At 46.0% G+C, this 19,848-nt stretch carries 18 protein-coding genes; 7 read left to right on the top strand and 11 right to left on the bottom strand.

Annotated features, from left to right (window positions below):
* Nucleotides 1-91 precede the first annotated feature (91 nt).
* Nucleotides 92-835 carry a glutamine ABC transporter substrate-binding protein GlnH gene (gene glnH, locus EX31_RS18975; RefSeq protein WP_013574683.1) on the bottom strand — a complete coding sequence of 248 codons (744 nt, stop codon included), beginning with the start codon at nucleotides 833-835 and terminating at the stop codon, nucleotides 92-94.
* Nucleotides 836-1,236: 401 nt separating this feature from the next.
* Nucleotides 1,237-1,503: a DksA/TraR family C4-type zinc finger protein gene (locus tag EX31_RS18970; protein ID WP_037036123.1), complete on the bottom strand. Its 267-nt coding sequence runs from the start codon at nucleotides 1,501-1,503 to the stop codon at nucleotides 1,237-1,239.
* Between the two features lie 497 nt (nucleotides 1,504-2,000).
* On the opposite strand from EX31_RS18970, the gene EX31_RS18965 reads away from it, so the two are divergent.
* From EX31_RS18965 to EX31_RS18940, 6 genes are read left to right on the top strand one after another with little or no spacing between them, the layout of a single operon-like run.
* The gene (locus EX31_RS18965; protein ID WP_369794815.1) at nucleotides 2,001-3,089 is read left to right on the top strand and encodes a capsule biosynthesis protein; all 1,089 of its coding nucleotides are present in this window, start codon (nucleotides 2,001-2,003) and stop codon (nucleotides 3,087-3,089) included.
* A 54-nt stretch (nucleotides 3,090-3,143) separates the two neighbouring features.
* Nucleotides 3,144-4,820 (top strand): polysaccharide biosynthesis/export family protein, encoded by a 1,677-nt coding sequence (locus tag EX31_RS18960; protein WP_013574686.1) that lies wholly within the window; start codon nucleotides 3,144-3,146, stop codon nucleotides 4,818-4,820.
* A complete protein-coding gene (locus tag EX31_RS18955) occupies nucleotides 4,820-6,859 on the top strand; it encodes a capsular polysaccharide biosynthesis protein (protein ID WP_037036120.1) in 2,040 nt (679 codons plus the stop codon). The genes EX31_RS18960 and EX31_RS18955 overlap by 1 nt, the downstream gene beginning before the upstream one ends.
* Nucleotides 6,860-6,906: 47 nt before the next feature.
* Nucleotides 6,907-8,154 (top strand): capsule biosynthesis protein, encoded by a 1,248-nt coding sequence (locus EX31_RS18950; protein WP_037036118.1) that lies wholly within the window; start codon nucleotides 6,907-6,909, stop codon nucleotides 8,152-8,154.
* Nucleotides 8,155-8,196: 42 nt separating this feature from the next.
* On the top strand, nucleotides 8,197-9,093 hold the full coding sequence (locus EX31_RS26455) for a CatB-related O-acetyltransferase (RefSeq protein WP_231576084.1): 897 nt from the start codon (nucleotides 8,197-8,199) through the stop codon (nucleotides 9,091-9,093).
* Nucleotides 9,094-9,148: 55 nt separating this feature from the next.
* On the top strand, nucleotides 9,149-10,258 hold the full coding sequence (locus tag EX31_RS18940; RefSeq protein WP_037036117.1) for a glycosyltransferase family 61 protein: 1,110 nt from the start codon (nucleotides 9,149-9,151) through the stop codon (nucleotides 10,256-10,258).
* Between the two features lie 55 nt (nucleotides 10,259-10,313).
* On the opposite strand, the gene EX31_RS18935 is transcribed toward EX31_RS18940, so the two are convergent.
* The 9 genes from EX31_RS18935 to rhtA all read right to left on the bottom strand — a co-directional run bounded on the left by EX31_RS18935 (nucleotide 10,314) and on the right by rhtA (nucleotide 18,869).
* On the bottom strand, nucleotides 10,314-11,828 hold the full coding sequence (locus tag EX31_RS18935) for a stealth conserved region 3 domain-containing protein (protein WP_037036116.1): 1,515 nt from the start codon (nucleotides 11,826-11,828) through the stop codon (nucleotides 10,314-10,316).
* The gene (locus tag EX31_RS18930; RefSeq protein ID WP_037036115.1) at nucleotides 11,821-12,813 is read right to left on the bottom strand and encodes a galactosyltransferase-related protein; all 993 of its coding nucleotides are present in this window, start codon (nucleotides 12,811-12,813) and stop codon (nucleotides 11,821-11,823) included. The genes EX31_RS18935 and EX31_RS18930 overlap by 8 nt, the downstream gene beginning before the upstream one ends.
* Nucleotides 12,814-12,843: 30 nt before the next feature.
* Entirely contained in the window at nucleotides 12,844-13,509 is a 666-nt protein-coding gene (locus tag EX31_RS18925) for an ABC transporter ATP-binding protein (RefSeq protein ID WP_037036114.1), read from the bottom strand.
* Nucleotides 13,506-14,282, bottom strand: coding sequence for an ABC transporter permease (locus EX31_RS18920; RefSeq protein WP_037036113.1), 777 nt, complete (start codon nucleotides 14,280-14,282; stop codon nucleotides 13,506-13,508). Before EX31_RS18920 ends, EX31_RS18925 begins: the two co-directional genes overlap by 4 nt.
* A gap of 622 nt (nucleotides 14,283-14,904) precedes the next feature.
* Nucleotides 14,905-15,408, bottom strand: a complete 504-nt coding sequence (gene dps / locus EX31_RS18915; protein WP_015689551.1) for a DNA starvation/stationary phase protection protein Dps — start codon at nucleotides 15,406-15,408, stop codon at nucleotides 14,905-14,907.
* Nucleotides 15,409-15,822: 414 nt separating this feature from the next.
* On the bottom strand, nucleotides 15,823-16,500 hold the full coding sequence (locus EX31_RS18910; protein WP_037036112.1) for an anti-sigma factor: 678 nt from the start codon (nucleotides 16,498-16,500) through the stop codon (nucleotides 15,823-15,825).
* A complete protein-coding gene (locus EX31_RS18905) occupies nucleotides 16,497-17,078 on the bottom strand; it encodes a sigma-70 family RNA polymerase sigma factor (protein ID WP_013574698.1) in 582 nt (193 codons plus the stop codon). The genes EX31_RS18910 and EX31_RS18905 overlap by 4 nt, the downstream gene beginning before the upstream one ends.
* A 65-nt stretch (nucleotides 17,079-17,143) precedes the next feature.
* Entirely contained in the window at nucleotides 17,144-17,707 is a 564-nt protein-coding gene (locus EX31_RS18900; protein ID WP_013574699.1) for a fasciclin domain-containing protein, read from the bottom strand.
* 175 nt (nucleotides 17,708-17,882) lie between these two features.
* A complete protein-coding gene (gene rhtA / locus EX31_RS18895; RefSeq protein ID WP_013574701.1) occupies nucleotides 17,883-18,869 on the bottom strand; it encodes a threonine/homoserine exporter RhtA in 987 nt (328 codons plus the stop codon).
* A gap of 399 nt (nucleotides 18,870-19,268) precedes the next feature.
* Here rhtA and ompX point away from each other — a divergent pair, with 399 nt between their 5' ends.
* Nucleotides 19,269-19,802, top strand: a complete 534-nt coding sequence (ompX, locus tag EX31_RS18890; protein WP_013574702.1) for an outer membrane protein OmpX — start codon at nucleotides 19,269-19,271, stop codon at nucleotides 19,800-19,802.
* The last annotated feature ends 46 nt before the right edge of the window (nucleotides 19,803-19,848 follow it).

Below are 19,848 nucleotides of genomic sequence, written 5' to 3'. Positions count from 1 at the left end.
AACCACAAACTGCGCCTGTGCAGATGTGCATCTGACAGGCGCTTCTTATCAAGTGCTCTTTCTGAAAAGGAACGACTTAAATGAAAAGGACTTATTTAGGTTCGGTATCAAACCATTTTTTGTAGATTGCTGCGTAAGTACCATTCTCTTTGATGGTTTTCAGCGCGGCGTTGGCTTTCTCACGCAGGTCACTGCCTTGCGGGAATGCGATACCGTATTGCTGGCCAGCCAGTGAATCGCCGACCGCTTTGAACTGACCTTTACCGGCCGTTTTGATGAAGTACAGAATGTTTGGCGTGTCGTGCATGACCGCATCAGCACGGCCCGTGCCCAGTTCCATGTAAGCGCTGTCGATGTTCGGGAACTGACGCAGATCTTTGGTCTGCACGTTGGCTTTCATGTAATCAACGGAGCTGGTACCGCTTTTCACTGCAACGGTTTTACCTTTCAGATCAGCAACGCTTTTGATGGCGTCGTTGTTGCTCTTAACCATCACCATCAGGCCGCTGTTGTAATAGCCGTCAGAGAAGTCGATGGCTTTTTTACGTTCTGGCGTGATGGTGATACCCGCCAGCGCCAGATCGATGTTGTGTGTTTGCAGGGCAGGAATGATACCGCCGAAGTCCATTGGTTTCAGTTCATAGGAGACTTTCATCTCTTTAGCGACCGCGTCCCACAGGTCAATGTCGAAGCCGACGTACTTATCGCCTTGTTTGAATTCAAACGGTACAAACGCAGTGTCGGTAGCTACGATCAGTTTTTTATCTGCTGCGTGGGAGCTAACGGCAAAGGCCAGAGTTAACGCGGCCAGGGAAACTTTTAAGAGTGACTTCATCAGTGAATTTCCTTTGTACATATTATGGGAACGACTTTATATTACGGCGCTTTGATGCAATATTCATGCCAAATGACAGGTATATTAAAATTCAATGGCTTATCGCTTTGCTGAACCGATCAGGCAGTGATTAAAAATCAGATTGCACCAGTTTGGCGCATTGCTGCACGTCGCCATGTTCTCTCATGGTGCACAGCTTCATCATTAACCATATGATGTATTTTAAACAATCATTAATTAACAAACGCGCTGCTCAAATGATAACTTGCTCTAACTTTATTGGTACATGAGCAAAACCTGTGCTCAGTTTTGAAGCAAATGTAAAGATGAAAACGGGGCTAATAACGGGGGGAATGACTTGTGTTGAACCATAATGGTGCGTCAAGGTATAAGGTAAAGTTCTAGCGCAACTGGCTGTCTTTACTGCCACGACGATTGTAGCCCGCGTGATCTTGCTGCTTTTTATCCAGGGCGGCCTGACAGGTGACGCAATACTGTACGCCCTGAAGGGCTTTCCGGCACGCCTCCGGAATGGGTTCGCCACACTCTTTACAATAATGCGCACTTTCGCCATGCCCGAGAGACTGACGTGCGCGATCAACGGCATCATTGACCGTTGAATCAATCTGATCCTGCACTGCGCCATCTTGCGCCCATCCGCTTGCCATAGTGACCTCTTTTCCTAAGAGTTATCCGATAGGGTTTGTGTTATTTCGAGCTCTATGTTAAAAAAACCCATGAATTGAATGAATGTATTTCAGACATAAATAGATTGTGTGAATTTGTTGCTTTTCGCATATTCGTGACCTCATGATCTGCCCGCGGAGCCTTGTTCCTGGCAGGTCTTAGCGACTTCTCATTCAGTTCCCCTCGCTGCCTCGCAGCTACGACCGGCCAGACCAGGAAATGGATTTCGTCAGACACATGTGCTTGCTTGGCTAACCATGATAAGTGCCCACTCTTAAGTGTAGTCCTAAACACGATGAAGATTTCGCACCGTGATCCATTGGCTGGGGATATCAACGCAGTTTCACGGTACTTTTAATAAAGCACGATAATAAAAACGTGCAGTTTGTCATGATGATAATAAATGTTTATTGAAAAAATGAAGTCAGCATGGCCCGGGGAACATATCGCCCGGGTTCGTCGGTCTCCGTATTTTAGTATGGCAACGCTGAACCGCAATTTGGGTAAAATTGTCATTGGCCTGCCGATGGCGTTACTGATCATCTATCTGGTGATTTTCAGTCGTCCGCGTTATCTCAGTGAATCCACCGTTGCCATCAAAAGTTCTAACGACATCAGCGGCACCAGCCTGAATGTCGGCTTACTGTTGGGGGCAGGAAACCCGGGCACAGCCCAGGATGCGATGTATTTAAAAGAATACATCAACTCACCTGACATGCTGGCCGCGCTGGATAAGCAACTCGATTTCCATTCCGTGTTCGGCAGGAGCGGCTTAGATTTCCTCTATCATTTGCCCAAAGATGCCAGCCGCGAGCAGTTTTTAAATTATTACCGCGATCGTATTGCCGTCACGTATGACGATAAATCTGGCCTGCTGACTATCGGCACACAGGGCTTCACCCCGCAGTTCGCTGAGCAGTTTAACAAAGCCGTTCTCAAAGAATCTGAACGCTTTATCAATGAAATTTCTCATAAGATCGCCCGCGATCAGCAGGCATTTGCTGAAAACGAAATGCTTGAGGCCCGTGCACGTCTCAATGCGAGTAAAGCGCAGTTGCTGGCGTATCAGAACCACAACAATATTCTCGACCCTGAAGCGCAGGCGATTGCCGCCACCACGCTGGTGAACACGCTCGTCGGGCAAAAAATTCAGATGGAAGCGGAGTTACGCAATCTGCTGACTTACCTGCGTGACGATGCGCCACAGGTGATCAGTGCGCAAAATGCGATTACGTCTCTGGGCAAACAGATTGATCAGGAAAAAAGTAAAATTACTGCGCCTGATGGCCGTCAGCTCAATACCATGGCCGTGGATTTCGAAGAGATTAAGTCGAAAGTGCAGTTTGATACTGAACTCTACAAACTCACCCTGACATCCATTGAAAAGACGCGTGTTGAAGCTGCCCGCAAACTGAAAGTGCTGTCGGTGATCAGTTCGCCTCAGTTACCGCAAGAAACCACCTTCCCGAATGTCCCTTATATGATCGCCAGCTGGTTGCTGGTGTGCTGTCTGCTGTTCGGAACGATTAAATTATTGCTGGCCGTTATCGATGACCATAAAGACTGATGTGGTCTGTATCGCTTTCCCTTTTTGCCTGAAGAATCGCCTACAGAGTTTGTTATGAAATTATTGAAGTCCGTTGTTATCTTGCTGGCCTTCCAGCTGACCCAGGCCAATGCCGTGGGGATCAATGCCGATCCGAATATGACCGGCGCGGCACCGTTGCCGACATTTTTAACCGGCCAGACGCAACAGACGAGTCCGGATACCGGCTTTGATGATTCCCCACCGCCTCCGGTTCCGGCAGTGATGAGCCGCATGTTCGGTGCGCAGTTATTTACCGGCGGTGCGGCTGCCGATAACGCGGCCAGTATCGGTTTCAACCCGAATTACATTGTTGGCCTCGGCGATCAGGTACAAATCCGTTTGTGGGGCGCGTTCAATTTTGACGGCGCGCTGACCGTTGACCCGAAAGGTAATATCTTCCTGCCAAACGTCGGCCCGCTGAAAGTCGCAGGCGTCTCGAACAGCCAGCTGAACAGCGTGATCACTACCAAGGTAAAACAGGTTTATCAGGCCAACGTCAACGTGTATGCCTCCCTGCTTCAGGCACAGCCGGTCAAAGTGTTTGTCACCGGCTATGTGACCAATCCCGGTTTATACGGCGGTGTGGCGTCTGACTCCCTGCTTTCTTATCTGAGTAAAGCCGGCGGCGTCGATACTGAACGCGGCAGCTATGTCGACATTGTGGTGAAACACAATGACCGCGTGCGTTCGCGCATTAACCTGTATGACTTTCTGCTCAACGGCGATCTGCGTCTGTCGCAATTCTCTGACGGCGATACCATCGTGGTCGGGCCGCGTCAGCACACGTTCAGCGTGGAAGGCGATGTCTTTAACAGCTATGACTTTGAATTCCGCGACAGCACCATTCCGGTCAGCGAGGCCCTGAGCTGGGCACGCCCGAAACCGGGCGCGACGCACATGACCATTATCCGCCAGCAGGGCAGCATGAAACGCAGTGAGTATTACCCGCTGGGATCCGCACCGGGGCGCTCATTGCAGGATGGCGACAAACTGATTGTCAGTTCCGACCGTTATGCGGGCACCATTCAGGTTCGCATCGAAGGCGCGCATTCCGGTGAACACGCCGTGGTGCTGCCGTATGGCGCCACCATGAGCCAGCTGTTGCCAAAAATCCGCACCAACAGCATGTCGCAGATTAACGCCATCCAGCTTTACCGTCGTTCTGTCGCGCTTCGCCAGAAAGAGATGCTGGATCTGACCTTGCAGAAACTCGAAGAAGCATCACTTTCCGCACAGTCCTCGACGCAGGAAGAAGGGCGTTTGCGTGCGCAGGAAGCCCAGTTAGTCAGCCGTTTCGTGGCGAAGGCGCGTCAGGTGGTGCCGAAAGGCGAAGTGGTTCTGAGCGAAAATAATCTGAATGAAGTGATCCTGGAAGACGGCGATGTCATCAACATTCCGGAGAAAACCTCACTCGTGATGATCCACGGCGAAGTGCTGTTCCCGAATGCGGTGAGCTGGCAGAAAGGTCTGAGCCCGGATGATTACATTGAGAAAGTCGGTGGCTACACGCAAAAAGCCGGGAACTCGAAAGTCATCCTGATTAAACAAAACGGCGAAGCGATTAACGCGGAAGACGTGAAGACGTTGCAGCCGGGGGATGAGCTGATGGTTCTGCCGAAATACGAATCGAAAAATATCGAAATCACCCGTGGCATCTCGACGATCCTGTATCAGCTGGCCGTCGCCGCGAAAGTGGTGCTGACGATTTAATGATTGGGATCTTTTCAGCGGGCATACAACGTATCCCGCATCTGGAAGCGTTTCTCGGCGAACCCTGTCGCAAGCTTTCGCTGCTGCGACCGGTGCCGGATGGCATCACCCGCATCGCGGTGTGGGGTTACCGGCCAACCGGCGAGAAAGCCGTCGCGCGGGCAGAGCAGTCAGGCTTGCCGGTGCTGCGGCTGGAAGACGGGTTTATCCGCTCCCTGGGACTGGGTGTGTCGGGCTGTCAGCCGCTCTCAATGGTTTTAGAGACGCAGGGAATGTATTACGACGCCTCGAAACCCAGCACGCTTGAAATGCTGATCCGCCAGCGTGAAGAGAATCAGCCGCTGCAGGATACGGCGCGGCAGGCCATGCAGATCATCGTGGAAGGTGATCTGTCGAAATACAACCAGGCACCGGCCTGCACAAAGGCAAAACCCGAGTGTGGCGCGGTGCTGGTGGTCGATCAGACTTTCGGTGATATGGCGGTGGTTTATGGCAATGCAGGCGCGGAGCAGTTCGAACAGATGTTGCAGGCCGCCATGGCAGAAAACCCGACGTCTGAGATTTGGGTAAAGATCCACCCGGATGTTTTGCTGGGCAAAAAAGCCGGCTATTTCACGCAGATTACCCAACTGGCGCAGCAGGATCCACGCATCAAACTGCTGGCTGAAAACGTCAGCCCGCAATCGCTGTTGCGCGTTGTCAGCCGGGTTTACGTGGTGACGTCTAACTACGGATTTGAAGCGCTGATCGCCGGAAAACCGGTCAGCGTGTTTGGTCAGCCGTGGTACGCAGGCTGGGGACTGACGGATGACCGTCATCCTCAGTCCGCATCGCTCCGGGCACGCCGGGGTACGGCCAGCCTGGAAGAGTTGTTCAGCGCGGCCTGTTTGCGTTACAGCCGGTACATCAATCCGGCTAATGGCAAAAGCGGCACATTGTTTGATGTTCTCAGCTGGCTGCTGATGCAGCGAAAGCATCAGCAACAGCGGGCGGGACGCCTCTGGTCGCCGGGACTGACCCTCTGGAAGCGCAGCATTCTCGGGCCTTTCCTGCGAACTAAAAGCAACAAAGTGAATTTCAGTAAACGCTATGCCGGTGAAGTGGCCTGTGTCGTGTGGGGCATCAAAGGCGAGGCCCGCTGGGGTGCTCAGGCGCAGCAGCGTCAGATCCCGCAATGGCGAATGGAAGATGGTTTTCTGCGTTCGGCCGGGCTGGGGTCTGATCTGCATCCGCCGCTGTCGCTGGTGCTGGATAAAACCGGTATCTATTACGATGCGACGCGCCCGAGCGACCTGGAACTGTTGCTGAGTCACAGCAATCTGGCGCCATGCCAGCAGCAGCGGGCTGCCACGTTACGCCAGAGACTGGTTGCCAGCAAAGTCAGTAAATACAACCTGGGCGCGGCGTTTACCTTGCCCGCTGAAGCGACGAATAAAACGGTGATTCTGGTGCCGGGGCAGGTTGAGGACGATGCCTCTATCCTGACCGGCACGATATCCCTGCGTACCAACAGCGCGCTTTTACGCACTGTCCGGGAACGTAACCCCGGCGCTTACATTATTTATAAGCCTCATCCGGATGTTCTGGTGGGGAACCGGCAGGGACACATTCCCGCCGAAGATGTCAGCCGCTGGGCGGACAGTCAGGCGCTGGATGCAGACATTATTCAATGTATTCAGGCTGCCGACGAACTGCACACGCTGACGTCGCTGTCAGGTTTTGAAGCGTTGTTACACGGTAAAAAAGTGGTGTGTTACGGCATGCCATTTTATGCCGGATGGGGACTGACGCAGGATGAGCATGCCTGTTCACGCCGGCTGCGCAGCCTCACCTTAGACGATGTGGTTTACCAGGCGCTGATTGCCTACCCGTCGTATATCGACCCGCAAAGTCGGGAGCCCATTTTGGCAGAGCAGGCGGTTGAACTTCTTGCTGCGACGCCCCGGGCACAAATGCAATTCACCAGAGTTAAAGCGGGCAGGATAGTCCGGTATTACAGAAAACTGCTCATGCTGGTCCGGGTGACGTTGACGACCTGAACCGGCTTCTTACTACAAGCTTATTGCATTAATGGAAACGGACAGAAATGGACAGTAAGGCGCTTACGACATTACTTTCTGGGAAAAAATATTTGCTGTTGCAGGGGCCGATGGGGCCTTTCTTCAGCGATTTAGCTCAGTGGCTGGAGTCTCTGGGGCGTGAGGCGGTGAATGTCGTCTTTAACGGCGGCGACAGGGTGTATTCGCGAAAGCGTGAATACCGCTTGTACCAGCAAACGCCAAAAGAGTTTCCGACCTGGCTGAAAGAGACCTGGCAGGAATACGACTTCGATACCATCGTGTGTTTCGGGGATTGTCGTCCGTTGCATCAGGCAGCAAAACGCTGGGCACAGGCTAAAGGCATACGCTTCCTCGCGTTTGAGGAGGGGTATCTGCGCCCGCATTACATCACGCTGGAGCAGAATGGCGTGAATGCCTATTCCAGCCTGCCACGCGATGCGGAGTTCTACCGCAGCCTGCCTGAAATGACCATGCCGGAAGTTGAACAGCTGAAACCTTCAGGCTGGCAGCGCGTGCGTCATGCGGCCGTGTATTACCTGGCGGGCTGGCGCTACCGGCACGACTTCCCAAAATATCGCCATCACAAATCCTTCTCGCCGTGGTATGAGGCGCGCTGCTGGACCCGTGCTGCCTGGCGTAAAAAGCTGTACGCCTTCCGCCAGCGCAACATTTTGCAGCAACTGCAGACGGATCTGGATCAGCGGTATTATCTGGCCATTTTGCAGGTATATAACGACAGTCAGATCCGCAATCACAGCCCGTATCAGGATGTGCGTGATTACATCAATGAAGTGATGCACTCGTTTGCCAAAAAAGCCCCTTCCGCTGAGTATCTGGTGATCAAACATCACCCGATGGACAGAGGGCACCGCTTATACGGGCCGCTGATCCGCCAGCTTGGTAAAAAATACGGCATCGCTGACCGCGTAATCTACGTGCATGATCTGCCGATGCCTGAGTTGCTGACGCATTCCAAAGCGGTTGTTACCATTAACAGCACCGCCGGGATATCAGCGCTTATTCATAACAAGCCGCTGAAAGTGATGGGCAACGCGCTGTATGACATTAAAGGCATTACGTATCAGGGGCACCTGAACCAGTTCTGGCAGTCAGGGTTTAAACCCGATGCGAAGCTGTTTAAGCAGTTCCGGCTATACTTGCTGAAGAATACGCAGATTAACGCGGTGTATTACACTAATAATAGGTTGGCGAGAAAAGCAGTTAATGCGGATAGATTTATTTATATAAATGGTTTAGTGAAAGTACTGGATTAACGACTTCTCCTTTTTTTATAATTGCATTATCTGAGGAAATTAATGACTAATTTTTCAAAATTTACAAGCTTAAATCCAGAATCCCTATGCGATAAGTATTTTAAATTCTCCCGTCTTGATGGGTCATACCCTCATGAGCCAATTAAACTGAATAGAGATGGCTCGATATATGGCTACAGTCATAATAATGAAGCAAGCTGGACAATTATTGAAGGGACTGTCGCTTTTCTAAATAAATCGGGAGATGTGAGTACGCTTTTTGACAAGATATCATTACAACAGAATCGGCTGACTATGTGTGGTGGTTTTCTTATTAAACCACATTTGAATATAACCCATAAATTAGAAGAAATTTCTTATGATTGGGATAAAAGGCCGAGGCATAAGAATCTAACAAAAAAATTCCTTAAAGAACAGATAGAAAGATTCAACTGGGAAATCGGCGATCACACCTATGGTCATCCCAAAATACTTGAAGCTAAATATGCAATTTTGAAAATTGGAAAATTTTGCTCAATTGCAGATGATGTTATTATTATTTTGGCAAATCATAAAGTGGATTTGGTTGCTACATATCCTTTTTCGACTCTAAAGAAATTTTGGCCTTCAATGAAATCTTTAGATTTAATTGACCATTATAGCAATGGTAACGTAACTATAGGGAACGATGTTTGGATTGGTCATTCTGTAAAAATAATGTCAGGAGTGACAATTGGAGATGGGGCCGTTATTGCTGCCAATAGTGTTGTAACCAAGGATATACCTGACTACGGTATAGTGGGAGGAGCCCCTGCAAAGGTTATTAGGCATCGATTTGATGAGGAAGTGGTTAATCAGCTAATGCTGATTAAATGGTGGGATTGGGAAGATGAAAAGATAGATGAAGCCCTTCCCTATATGATGAGAGACATACAGTTATTTATAGAAAAATATAGTTGATTATAAATATACACATTTTCTATAAAAACAAAATTAAAATTCATTTGGAGCCTTCATGCATTTAGAAGAAAATTATTCAAAACTACTTTTTAGTGATAAAACTACTGAATCAACATCGGTGGTTAAAATAGAAGCTGCGAAAAGTTCAAAATTTATTCCGCCGACCAAATATGGCAGTTTGGACTTTCCGTTAGCAGATACAGCATATCCTGTTGATGATATGTCTTATTCCGAACTCACTGTTGAAAAACTAAGTGATATTGTAATTTTGCCTAATCACATAGTTTTAAATAGCAGTGATAGCTCTATTCTACCCTATACTTTCATGCGTAACAGATTACATCATCATGGCGGATTGGCTTTACAAAAAGATGGAAGTTATGAAAGTAAATTTGATTTAAAAGATAAAGACATTGTTAAAGTTGACTATCCGTTATATCACGCTGACACTGATCATCCTGATGTTTATGGGCATGTTTTACTTGAAGTAATTCCAAATCTCTGGGCTCAAGATCTTATTACAGATAAGGGAATGAAAATTGCCACGTCAATAAAGTTATCTCCTGGTTATTTGGCAATGTTTGACGCCCTAGGAGTTAAGCCTGAAAGAATAGAAAGGATACTAGGCCCAACGTATAGTCCAACCGTTTTTTTACCTAGTAAAACAATACAAAGGCGTCGTTTTATAAATCCTTTAGCTCGAAATACATTTGATCGTATAAAAAACAATCTTTCTTATAAATCAAGAATAATGCCTTATGAGAGAGTATATATATCTAGGTCAAAAGTTAATGGGCGAAAATTATTGAATGAAAAGCTTGTGGAAGATTTGTTTTATTCCTTAGGGTTCGAGATTATTCACCCCCAGGAATTAAGTATTTACGATCAAGTCAAACTTTTCTCAGAAGCAAAATACATCGCGGGTTCTGGTGGTTCTGCAATGCATAACACACTTTTTTCAAATGAGGAGTGCAAGGTGCTAATTATATCTTCTATTGGTTGGGTTGTAGTGGCTGACTCATTGATTTGCCAAGTTCCTGATCAATTGGCATATGTTTTTGGTGCTCCGGATATAATGCCTAGTAACACGCATAGAACCCAAAAAGATTGGACGGTTAATATATCTGAAGTCAAAGATGCCATCAAAAATCATTTCGGTCTATAGTATTAAAAAATATAAATTGGAGAGCTTCCCTCTCCAATTTATAGGATTAAAATGATTATGATGCTGCAATAACTTCCCAAGGTGCCTTTTCAGATAATCTCTTGTCAAGATATTGCTGAGTACTTTTCTTATATGCTATATCGTCTGCACTACCATTCCCATCATTAAAACACAATATCTTATATTTATAAGAATCCTTAGATAATATTGAATTAATATTATTTGGGCGCACAATTAAGCTTGACACTTCTGATTTAACACTGGTTCCATTTATGTATGAATAGTGATGATATAAAAATGAGGTGAGATTTATATCGAGAGGTGATCTTATTTTTGAATTTCTTGTTATGGAAAATGATTCAGGATAGGTGCGCTCGATTTCCATAAGTACGGATTTTCTCAAAGCGTAGGGAACATGACGATGGAGATATTTAGAATCATACTCAGGATGCTGTTCTTTTATTAATTTGTTGGAGTTCATTGCCGCTAAAAGATAATCTGGAACACCTTCTTTGTCGGACGATGAATACACCATGCCATATGGTTCAAAATAGGCTAGGGATCTACCTGCCTCGTCAAAAAAGTCAGAAGGCAGGCAAGGTTGACCTAAAATAAAGTCATCATTTAAATAGATAAAATATTCAGATAAATCTTTTATATGATGTAAACAACTTTCAATGGCATGGGAGTTGAATGTTGGTAAAGACTCGCTATATGGGAAAATTTCATTATGATCAACCCAAATGATTCTAGGATGATTAGTTAGCCAACTAGGTTTTGCACAATTCGATACTATATAGATATTATTCAACCAAGGTGCATATTTATTTAATGATCTTAAAGAGTATTTTAATTCATCATTACTCGTGTATCTGTCAGGATCAAACTCGCTGTCAGGAAATGAATTTTTCCATTGTTCTTGCCAGGCTAAGTCTGCGTGATTTACCCATGTATAAACAGCATCGATTTTTCTTTCTTTTGTTTGTTTCTCAGGTGAGTATATGTTTTCTAATTCTTCTAAAGGAAATTTCCTAACCCAAGATTTGTTCGAGCGCACGGTTGCAAGCCCTGTAACATCCAGATCAAAAAGATAGAAATGAAGGATGTAAAGGTCACCAAGTTCATTACTTAACTCGATAACGAAATCAGGTTTTGAATTCAAATTCTTAGTGATCTGGTTACTATCAAATAACTCACCGTTTGTAGATGTATAGCTGTAGCCTCCACCTAGCGTATAAATAGTAATATTCATGGTCATCGTAGATTTTAATCCACTAATGAAATTGATCAAAGCACCTAAATAACCAGCCCACAGCAAAAGGCTATTACAATCTGACCCATCTTTAGGGCCTAATCCTGCTTTAAGATTTCTCCTCAAGTAGTTAACAAGTCCTAGATTTTGTACCTCTAAAGCATTAATAGTTGGAAAGGCCGATATGTTGTTCTGTGAAGTTATTTTTTTTGTTTTCGGAGGAGCACCTTTGAAGGCTCTTTTACGGAACATGTCATAAAAGAACATATTCGGATCACGGAATAATTTAGATATTTTTTTGTATATGCTATTAGCCATTTATGAGAAACCTTATGCGTCTTTTTATTGTATCAAATCTGTCAATGTGACCCGGTTTATTATCAAATAAAATAGAATAATCAATTAGATTATAACTATTTTCATTACATAGCTTTATAAACGTTGTTATAAGAGAACTATCATGATCTACTTTACCTGTGCAATAAGAAGAATATTTATTGCTAAACAACTCATGATTTAACTTTCTTGCATGAGTATAGTTAAGTATTGGTGCCTTTTCATGATGTAAGTGTAGTGCAATGTCTTTTTCTAATAATAGTTTTAAACAAAACACCCCAATATATCTGCGAAATCCGGTAGCGAATAATGGAGATCGGGCTTTATTGTTAGAAAGAAAATCATTCTTATATTCTAGTTTGTTGTACTTTTTTAATAAACGTATCAAAAAATCAAAATCTTCATATCCATGCCCCGAATATTTTTCATCAAAACCGTCCAGCGAATTATAATCTTCTATATTCATTATTGTTATAGAAGATGGGCTGGCCAAATGAAGAAACTCTTTTCTGCTGTAGGAAAAGTATCGTTCAATTAATTTTCTGCTAGAAATCTTCTTCTTTATTAATAAATCTGAGCCAAGTTTTGTAAGATAAAGACATGGGATGATATAGAAAGGCTCACAATTAGTGATTAGTCTTTTATAGTACTTTTCGAGAATTACAAAATCAAACCATATATCGATATCAAGTAAACAAATATACTTTGTATCGACTACTGCAGCTGCACGATTTCTTAGTAATGAAGAGTTCACCTCACCGGAGTAAAATTGAGCACTAATTAATTTTGAATTTGAAGTATTTTTAAATAATTTTACAAATTCTTTATCTGCTTTAGTGTTTCTATTATTATGGCCAAAAATAAATTTAACATTTTTTCCTTCAGAATTGGTAAGAAGTAATTTACATTTCTTTATAATATCACTAGCTCTGTAATGAAGATCTATCGGGATAATTATTGTCAGCATGAATTAACATCCAAATAATTCACTATATTATCAAAGGTTCTCGTCTTCTTTATATGTTGCTATAGCTTCATCAATCGAGTCAAAAAACTGTATTTTATTGTCTCGCCCGATAAAAAGTGCAACATCGCAAAATTCTTTTAAAGAACTCAAACTGTGGGAAACCATAAGGAAGCTAGACGCTTTGTGACGAGACTTAAATAAATCAGCACATTTCTGTTTAAATCTTGCATCACCTACCGCTGTTACTTCATCAACTAAGTAATAGTCGAAGGGAAACGCCATACTTAGACCAAAACCCAATCGTGATTTCATGCCTGATGAATAAGTTTTTATTGGCATGTCGAAGTATTTTCCTAATTCTGCAAAATCTTCCACAAAACTTACTTTGTCACGCAATTCATTTGGTTTTGAAAATAATCTGGCAACGAATTTGACATTTTCTCTTCCTGTCAGGCTTCCTTGGAATCCCCCTGAAAGCCCAACTGGCCAGGATATAGTCTTATGTGTGATAACTTTTCCAGAATCTGGTCGATCAATACCACCAATTACCCGTAGGAGGGTCGATTTTCCTGCACCATTACGACCAATCAGAGCAACACTTTTATTTTCTGGCAGGTCTACATTAAAATTTTTAAAAACATAGTGTCGTCCCTTAGGGGTTTTATATGATTTTGTCAGATCTTCAATTTTTATCATGATGTCAACATCGCCTTTTCACGAGTTCTATATAATGCAAGGCCGATGAATAATGTTATCAAGCTACAAAATGCGAGATAGCTTAGGCTAACACCTTCACTAACATAGCCAGGAAAAACTGAGGTACGGCAAAGTTCAACTACATGGACGAGTGGGTTCCATAGTAAATAATGCCAATAGTCTTTTGGAACATTATGAAGAGGGAACATTATGCAGGATATAAAATATAATGGTTTGATTAAAATTGGTAAAAACTTTTCAGTTTCAGGGAACGTTTTCCCAATTACCATAAATATTAAACCGATACCGCATGAAAAAACAACCAATAGTATCCATACACATACAAGCGTAATTAATTGGTTTATTTTAAAATGCTCACCCATTAAACCTACAGCACTCATTAATAATGCATAAACAAAAGCATAAATAATACTTTCGAGTATGGCTCGGGCTATTATTGTATCAATTGGTTTGACAGGACGATAATTAAATAATCCCTGATTCGCTTCAATAGCACCAATGGAGCGGTTACTTATACTACTAAAAATGAAAAATGGTATGATGCCGTTAATTAAGAAAACTGGAAATGAAATATCAGGCATTGTCCGGTGCATGATATAACCAAAAATAGCCAGCATAACCAAAACATGTGCTGACGGCTCCAGCGCCGCCCACAGATACCCTAACCGGTACTTACCAAAACGGGTTTTGATTTCCCTTAAAAACAGCGCTTTCACCGCCGCTTTCTGTACTTCTAAGCCACTACGTGCCATCAGATTATTCCAGTTTTTTACATTTTCCACGCTACCGCCCCTGGCTTACAGCAGCCAATGCGCTCGGAATCGGGTCGGATTGTGGGAGGCGGCACATCTTTGATGCTGCCGCAACAGGGGAGTCACTTTTCCGTAAGTTGCATTTAGGGGGTTAATGCGTTGTCACATCCCTGTAAATTATCTTTAATTTTTATTGGGTTAGGTTGGCAGGCGTTTTTCACAAAAATGCAAAGGTTGCGAAAAAATATTTCAGCAAGTTTCAGGTGTGATCGAGGTTATGTAAAATTGCTTTGAGCTATTAATTTGTATTAAATCATTCACACCGCCTATTGGTTTAAGAATTCTCTTAGGATGAAAATAAACATTAAGTTTATCAGTGGGATAATGAAACCGGTTCCAGGGGGTGACGTTGAGAATGTAGTTGAAAATGTAACTATTTATCAGCGGGATTATTAAATGTAGATGTAAAGCTACAGGGTAAGAGGGGTTTTAAGTGCAATTCGCCAAAAGAGGATACAGGTATTTGTTATCGAAAATGAAAAAGCCAGTGACTTTCGTCACCGGCCTTTTCTTGTTAATCGCTCATTTTACCGCCGTATGATCCCGCGGTCGGAGCACATTGTTACTCAATATTTGATTCGATGAACCACAGGAATTTATCCAGGTCGCGCGATGCAGCGGTGAAAATATCTGCGGTGTCTTCATCTTCTACTTCGCCGATAGCCTTACGGGTATCGTTCGCGACAACACCATAACGTTCCGCCAGGGCTTTCAGATGTTCCTGCACGGTATGGATGTTGGTCGGGTAACTTTTCAGCGGGGTTTTATCGTTAACAACCTGCACGGTACCCAGTGCCACACCACCTAACTGCACCACACGTTCTGCGATGGTGTCCTGATGGTCAATAATCGCGGTACGGAAACCATCAAGCATTTCGTGTACGGCAATAAAGTTTGCGCCACGCATGTTCCAGTGAGCTTGTTTGGTGATCAGCGACAGATCGATGTATTCAGTCACCAGACGGTTCAGCACCTTGATAGTATTGAGTTTGACGCTTTCATCTAAATCATTGCGTGTGTAGATAAGCTCAGAAGATTTCGTTTTGACCAGTTTAGCGGTACTCATATACATATCTCCTTGTTTCATTAAAATTAATTGCTACTAATGTATTTCGTAACTGCATTCAGTATAGCAATAAATTGAAAATTTGCAGGGCGTACATTCCTATCGTTCTGATAGCGTGTGTCTTATAAGCTCTGCTGTGATTTCACTTCCAGCTTATCATGCTGATTTATAAGGTGGATAGGATTCCTCCTGAACTTCCACTTTTATTAATCTGCTAAAATAACCTAAGACTGATAATTATTTTCATTACGTGGGGAAAGATATTTTTAAATGTAAGTGACAGTGTGCGGATATATTTTTACTGGGACTTTGTTCTGGTATGAAATATGACCAGTCGGCATAACAGTTTGCCGTATTTAATATTGAAATATAACGGCGGGATAATACCCGCCGTTAATCACTGTCTGCTGTCCTTTAAAGCGCCATCGCCCCGCTATACAAAACGGTACCCGTCGGTTGCCCGGTCGGCGAACCGCCGTGAGGCTCGAGGCTTATTGCCAGCGTAAAACCTGCATCCGGCATTTTCGCTGCCAGCGCCAGTTGCGTCGGTTGTTGCGTATTCAGCAAGCCGAGGGAAAGCGGCTTGCCTCCCGGCGGAATGGCCCACAGTTCAAGGCTGTGATCTGCGGCGATATTCTGCGCATTGATCGGCGTCAGCAACAGGCTGCGGGTGCTTCTGTCCGCGCTGACCACCCACTGTCCGCTTTGCGTACCGGCGCTGCTGGCCAGTATCGCCACCGGCATTGGCGCTTCTGGCTGAACCAGCAGGCGGGGGATCAGCAACAATGCGGCAAGCCCGGCGGCCAGCGCCCAGCCCATATAAGCCCGCACCGGTCGTGTCGCCGGAGCCGGAAGTATGGCCGGTTGCAGCGCAAGGTTATGCTGAATGCGTTTCCACACCGATGCAGGTGGGATGACCGGGGTTATCTGATTATCCAGTTGCGTGAAAGCTTCCTGCCAGCGTGCCACTTCGGCCGCCAGTTCAGGGTCTTCCTGCATTTTTTGCTCAAACTGAATCCGGGCCGCGCCGCGCAAGGTGCCGAGCGCATATTCAGCCGCCAGAGCGGCATGATAATGGCTTCTGCTTTTCATAGTCCTACGCAGCTCTTTAAGTGATCCAGGGCGCGACGTATCCAGCTTTTGATCGTCCCCAGAGGTTGTTGAAGATGCGATGAGACCTCACCGTGCGACAGGCCCTGATAATAGGCAAGGATCAGGCTTTGTCTTTGTTCGGCGGGCAGATGTGCGAGGCAGGTGGCCAGAATTTTGGCGTCACTGTCCTGTTGCAGCCGTTGCAAGGGGTCATCATAGTCGCTGGCATCTCCGTCATGCATTGTCTCGTCCAGTTCATCTAACTGGTTATCGCTCCCGCGCATCCAGTCGATAGCGCGGTTGCGGACAATATGGGTAAGCCAGGTCATCGGGGAACTGAGCGCCGGATTATACGAGGCAGCCCGGTTCCACGCGGTGATATAGCTGTCGTGCAACACTTCTTCTGCCCAGGCATGTCGCCGCAACATGCGTAATGCGACGGCGAATAGCCGGGGGGACGTCAGACGATATAACTGCTCAAATGCCTGACGATCGCCAACGGCCATGGCGCTCATCAGTTCGCGCTGTACTTCCGGCGCATTCTCTGGTGTTGGCTTAACGAAAAAATTGTCATGCATTCGCGCGTCCTGACTTACTGAGGTGCTGTTTCATAAGAGAAATCATGCCCTCAGTATAGCCGGTATTATTTTGGCATCAGGACGGTATCAATGACGTCGATCACACCGTTCTTCTGCTGGACGTCATAAGTACTGATGTTGGCGATATTCCCCTTGCCATCTTTGAGCTGAATATTGTGAGGTCCGTTGTTCAGGATCCACAGTGGCTGGCCGTTAACGGTTTTCAGTTCCGCCGTGCCGTTGCCTTTTTTCAGCAGTTTTTCCAAATCTTTCATTTCATATTTACCGGCCACCACGTGATACGTGAGGATGCTGGTCAGGGTGGCTTTGTTTTCTGGTTTCACCAGATTATCCACGGTACCCGCCGGTAATTTGGCAAACGCGGCGTTGGTTGGCGCAAACACGGTGAACGGGCCTTTGCCCTGCAGCGTATCCACCAGCCCTGCTGCTTTTACCGCCGCCACCAGCGTGGTGTGGTCTTTCGAATTCAGGGCATTTTCTACGATATTTTTGGACGGATACATTTCTGCGCCACCGACCATGGTGGTGCTTTGAGACATCATTGCAGCCATTGACGCGGTGCTGAGCAGCAGAGAAGCACAGATTGCGGTACGGAGTAATGTTTTCATGATGGTGTCCTTCGTCAGTTAGGAGATGAGGTCTTGCCTCACATCTATACATACGAATGACCCTCTGCTTTTGGATGCAGGAAAAATGAAATAAATGAAAATAATTTTCAACCTGCTGATAGAAAAGAAAAAGCCACATCGGGATGACGTGGCTTTTTTATGCGATGCGGTGCAATTACTTCCCGGAAGGGGTATTTCCGGCAATATCCACCGTCTCGATTTTGGTTTTGCGCTGGAGGGTAAGTGTTGAACCGGCGGAAGCCGCGATAATCGCCGCCAGCCCGATCCACTGCGTCGCGGTCAGGAATTCACCGAGGAAGATAATGCCGGAAAGCGCGGCCATCGCCGGTTCCATGCTCATCAGCGTACCGAAGGTTTTGGCTGGCAGTTTGGTCAGCGCCATCATTTCCAGTGAATAAGGAATGGCGGAAGTGAGCAGGGCGATCAGCAAGCCGAGCGGTAAAATATCCCAGCTAAAAATAGAGGTGTGTGCCTGGATTGCGCCAATCGGGAAGAAGATTAACGCCGCAATCAGTGACCCCATCGCGGCGGTGCCCGGTCCGTAACTGCTGCCAGCACGTTGTCCGGCGAGGATATAAACCGCCCAGCAGCCACCGGCGATCAGCGCAAAGCACGCACCTTTGAGGTCAACACCGCCGGCACTTTGTCCCAGGGGTAACAGGAACAGTAACCCGATTACGGCCAGCACGACCCAGATGAAATCCACCGGACGTCGTGAGGAGAACATCGCGACCGCCAGCGGGCCGGTAAATTCCAGTGCAACGGCAATGCCCAGCGGCACGGTACGCAGGGCCAGATAAAACGAATAGTTCATGCAGCCCAGCGCCAGGCCATACATCATCAGTGCACGCAAATTACCGCCGCGCATTTTCAGGCGCCACGGACGAAAATAGAGCAGCAACAGAATAGAGCCGATACCAAGACGCAGAGCCGTGACACCCTGCGGGCCGACCACCGGGAAAAGCGTTTTTGCCAGCGACGCGCCGCCTTGTAATGACAACATGGCGATCAGTAGCAACAGAATCGCCACCAGCGGTGAGGTTTTTTTCGGTAACGCAGGGACGGGCGGGCTGTTGTTATGTGTCGCTGCCTGCAGAGCGATCTGCGGATCCTGCGGCTGATTTTGTCCTGACTGTGTCATCCATTGCGCCTTTTGAGGTGATCCCATGAATCCGGAAACTTCAGATTTATAGTTTTGAAAAGAAAGGTAAAGCGCTGTCAGTGTAGAGGGAAAAGTGGCGAGAAAAAATCCTCACGAAAAAGTTTTTTTCGGAACGTGTTTGTTAAAAAACTTCCTAAAATAGTTTGTTTTTTGAGCAAATTTTTAGGAATTATCTGCTAATCTCAAAAAGTTCAATAAGTTTACCTTATAGTTTGTGTGACTAAAATCCCAATAAAATTAAATGGATAGCGTGTACTGGAAACTTCCTGTTACACCATATGATGCTTTGGACATCTTAATTGAGGCAGAGTTTCACACTAGTTTTTGTTATATTTTCAAACGTGAAGGTTACTTTGGTTTCTCTTTTTGAGGTGGTTTATGAAAAAAATTGCATGTCTTTCCGCATTAGCTTGCGTAGTTGCACTGGGCGTTTCTTCAAGCGCTTTCGCTGACACCAGCACCGTAACTGCTGGCTACGCTCAGGGTGACGCACAAGGCGTTGCTAACAAAGCAAACGGCTTCAACTTAAAATACCGCTGGGAACAAGATAGCAACCCACTGGGCGCTATCGGTTCTTTCACTTACATCGAAGATGACAGCTCTCCTGCATCTGGCGACTACCGTAAAGCACAATACTACGGTCTGACTGCGGGTCCTGCTTACCGTCTGGCTGACTGGGTTTCCATCTACGGTGTTGTGGGTGTTGGCTACGGCAAATTCCAGTACAACGAAGCAGCAGCATCTACTGCTAACCGTGAAAAAAATGACACCAGCGATTACGGTTTCTCTTACGGTGCTGGTCTGCAGTTCAATCCAATCCAGAACGTTGCTCTGGACGTGTCTTACGAACAGTCCCGCATCCGCAGTGTTGATGTTGGTACCTGGATCGCAGGCGTGGGTTACAGCTTCTAATTCTTCGCCGCAGCGTAACGCTTTGCCGTTACCCTCCCGCGAAAAC

It is taken from the genome of Rahnella sp. WP5, assembly GCF_000745615.1.
GTDB lineage: Bacteria > Pseudomonadota > Gammaproteobacteria > Enterobacterales > Enterobacteriaceae > Rahnella > Rahnella aceris.
This window is presented reverse-complemented; position numbering and strand designations above follow the sequence as displayed.

Excerpts from the sequence above, each read along its gene's own strand:
- EX31_RS18955 (WP_037036120.1), top strand. The coding sequence starts at position 4,820 with ATGATTGGGATCTTTTCAGCGGGCATACAACGTATCCCGCATCTGGAA.
- EX31_RS18930 (WP_037036115.1), bottom strand. The coding sequence starts at position 12,813 with ATGCTGACAATAATTATCCCGATAGATCTTCATTACAGAGCTAGTGAT.
- glnH (WP_013574683.1), bottom strand. The coding sequence starts at position 835 with ATGAAGTCACTCTTAAAAGTTTCCCTGGCCGCGTTAACTCTGGCCTTT.
- EX31_RS18910 (WP_037036112.1), bottom strand. The coding sequence starts at position 16,500 with ATGAAAAGCAGAAGCCATTATCATGCCGCTCTGGCGGCTGAATATGCG.
- rhtA (WP_013574701.1), bottom strand. The coding sequence starts at position 18,869 with ATGACACAGTCAGGACAAAATCAGCCGCAGGATCCGCAGATCGCTCTG.
- EX31_RS18935 (WP_037036116.1), bottom strand. The coding sequence starts at position 11,828 with ATGGCTAATAGCATATACAAAAAAATATCTAAATTATTCCGTGATCCG.
- dps (WP_015689551.1), bottom strand. The coding sequence starts at position 15,408 with ATGAGTACCGCTAAACTGGTCAAAACGAAATCTTCTGAGCTTATCTAC.
- EX31_RS18920 (WP_037036113.1), bottom strand. The coding sequence starts at position 14,282 with ATGGCACGTAGTGGCTTAGAAGTACAGAAAGCGGCGGTGAAAGCGCTG.
- EX31_RS18925 (WP_037036114.1), bottom strand. The coding sequence starts at position 13,509 with ATGATAAAAATTGAAGATCTGACAAAATCATATAAAACCCCTAAGGGA.
- EX31_RS18960 (WP_013574686.1), top strand. The coding sequence starts at position 3,144 with ATGAAATTATTGAAGTCCGTTGTTATCTTGCTGGCCTTCCAGCTGACC.
- EX31_RS26455 (WP_231576084.1), top strand. The coding sequence starts at position 8,197 with ATGACTAATTTTTCAAAATTTACAAGCTTAAATCCAGAATCCCTATGC.
- EX31_RS18900 (WP_013574699.1), bottom strand. The coding sequence starts at position 17,707 with ATGAAAACATTACTCCGTACCGCAATCTGTGCTTCTCTGCTGCTCAGC.
- EX31_RS18970 (WP_037036123.1), bottom strand. The coding sequence starts at position 1,503 with ATGGCAAGCGGATGGGCGCAAGATGGCGCAGTGCAGGATCAGATTGAT.
- EX31_RS18965 (WP_369794815.1), top strand. The coding sequence starts at position 2,001 with ATGGCAACGCTGAACCGCAATTTGGGTAAAATTGTCATTGGCCTGCCG.
- EX31_RS18940 (WP_037036117.1), top strand. The coding sequence starts at position 9,149 with ATGCATTTAGAAGAAAATTATTCAAAACTACTTTTTAGTGATAAAACT.
- ompX (WP_013574702.1), top strand. The coding sequence starts at position 19,269 with ATGAAAAAAATTGCATGTCTTTCCGCATTAGCTTGCGTAGTTGCACTG.
- EX31_RS18950 (WP_037036118.1), top strand. The coding sequence starts at position 6,907 with ATGGACAGTAAGGCGCTTACGACATTACTTTCTGGGAAAAAATATTTG.
- EX31_RS18905 (WP_013574698.1), bottom strand. The coding sequence starts at position 17,078 with ATGCATGACAATTTTTTCGTTAAGCCAACACCAGAGAATGCGCCGGAA.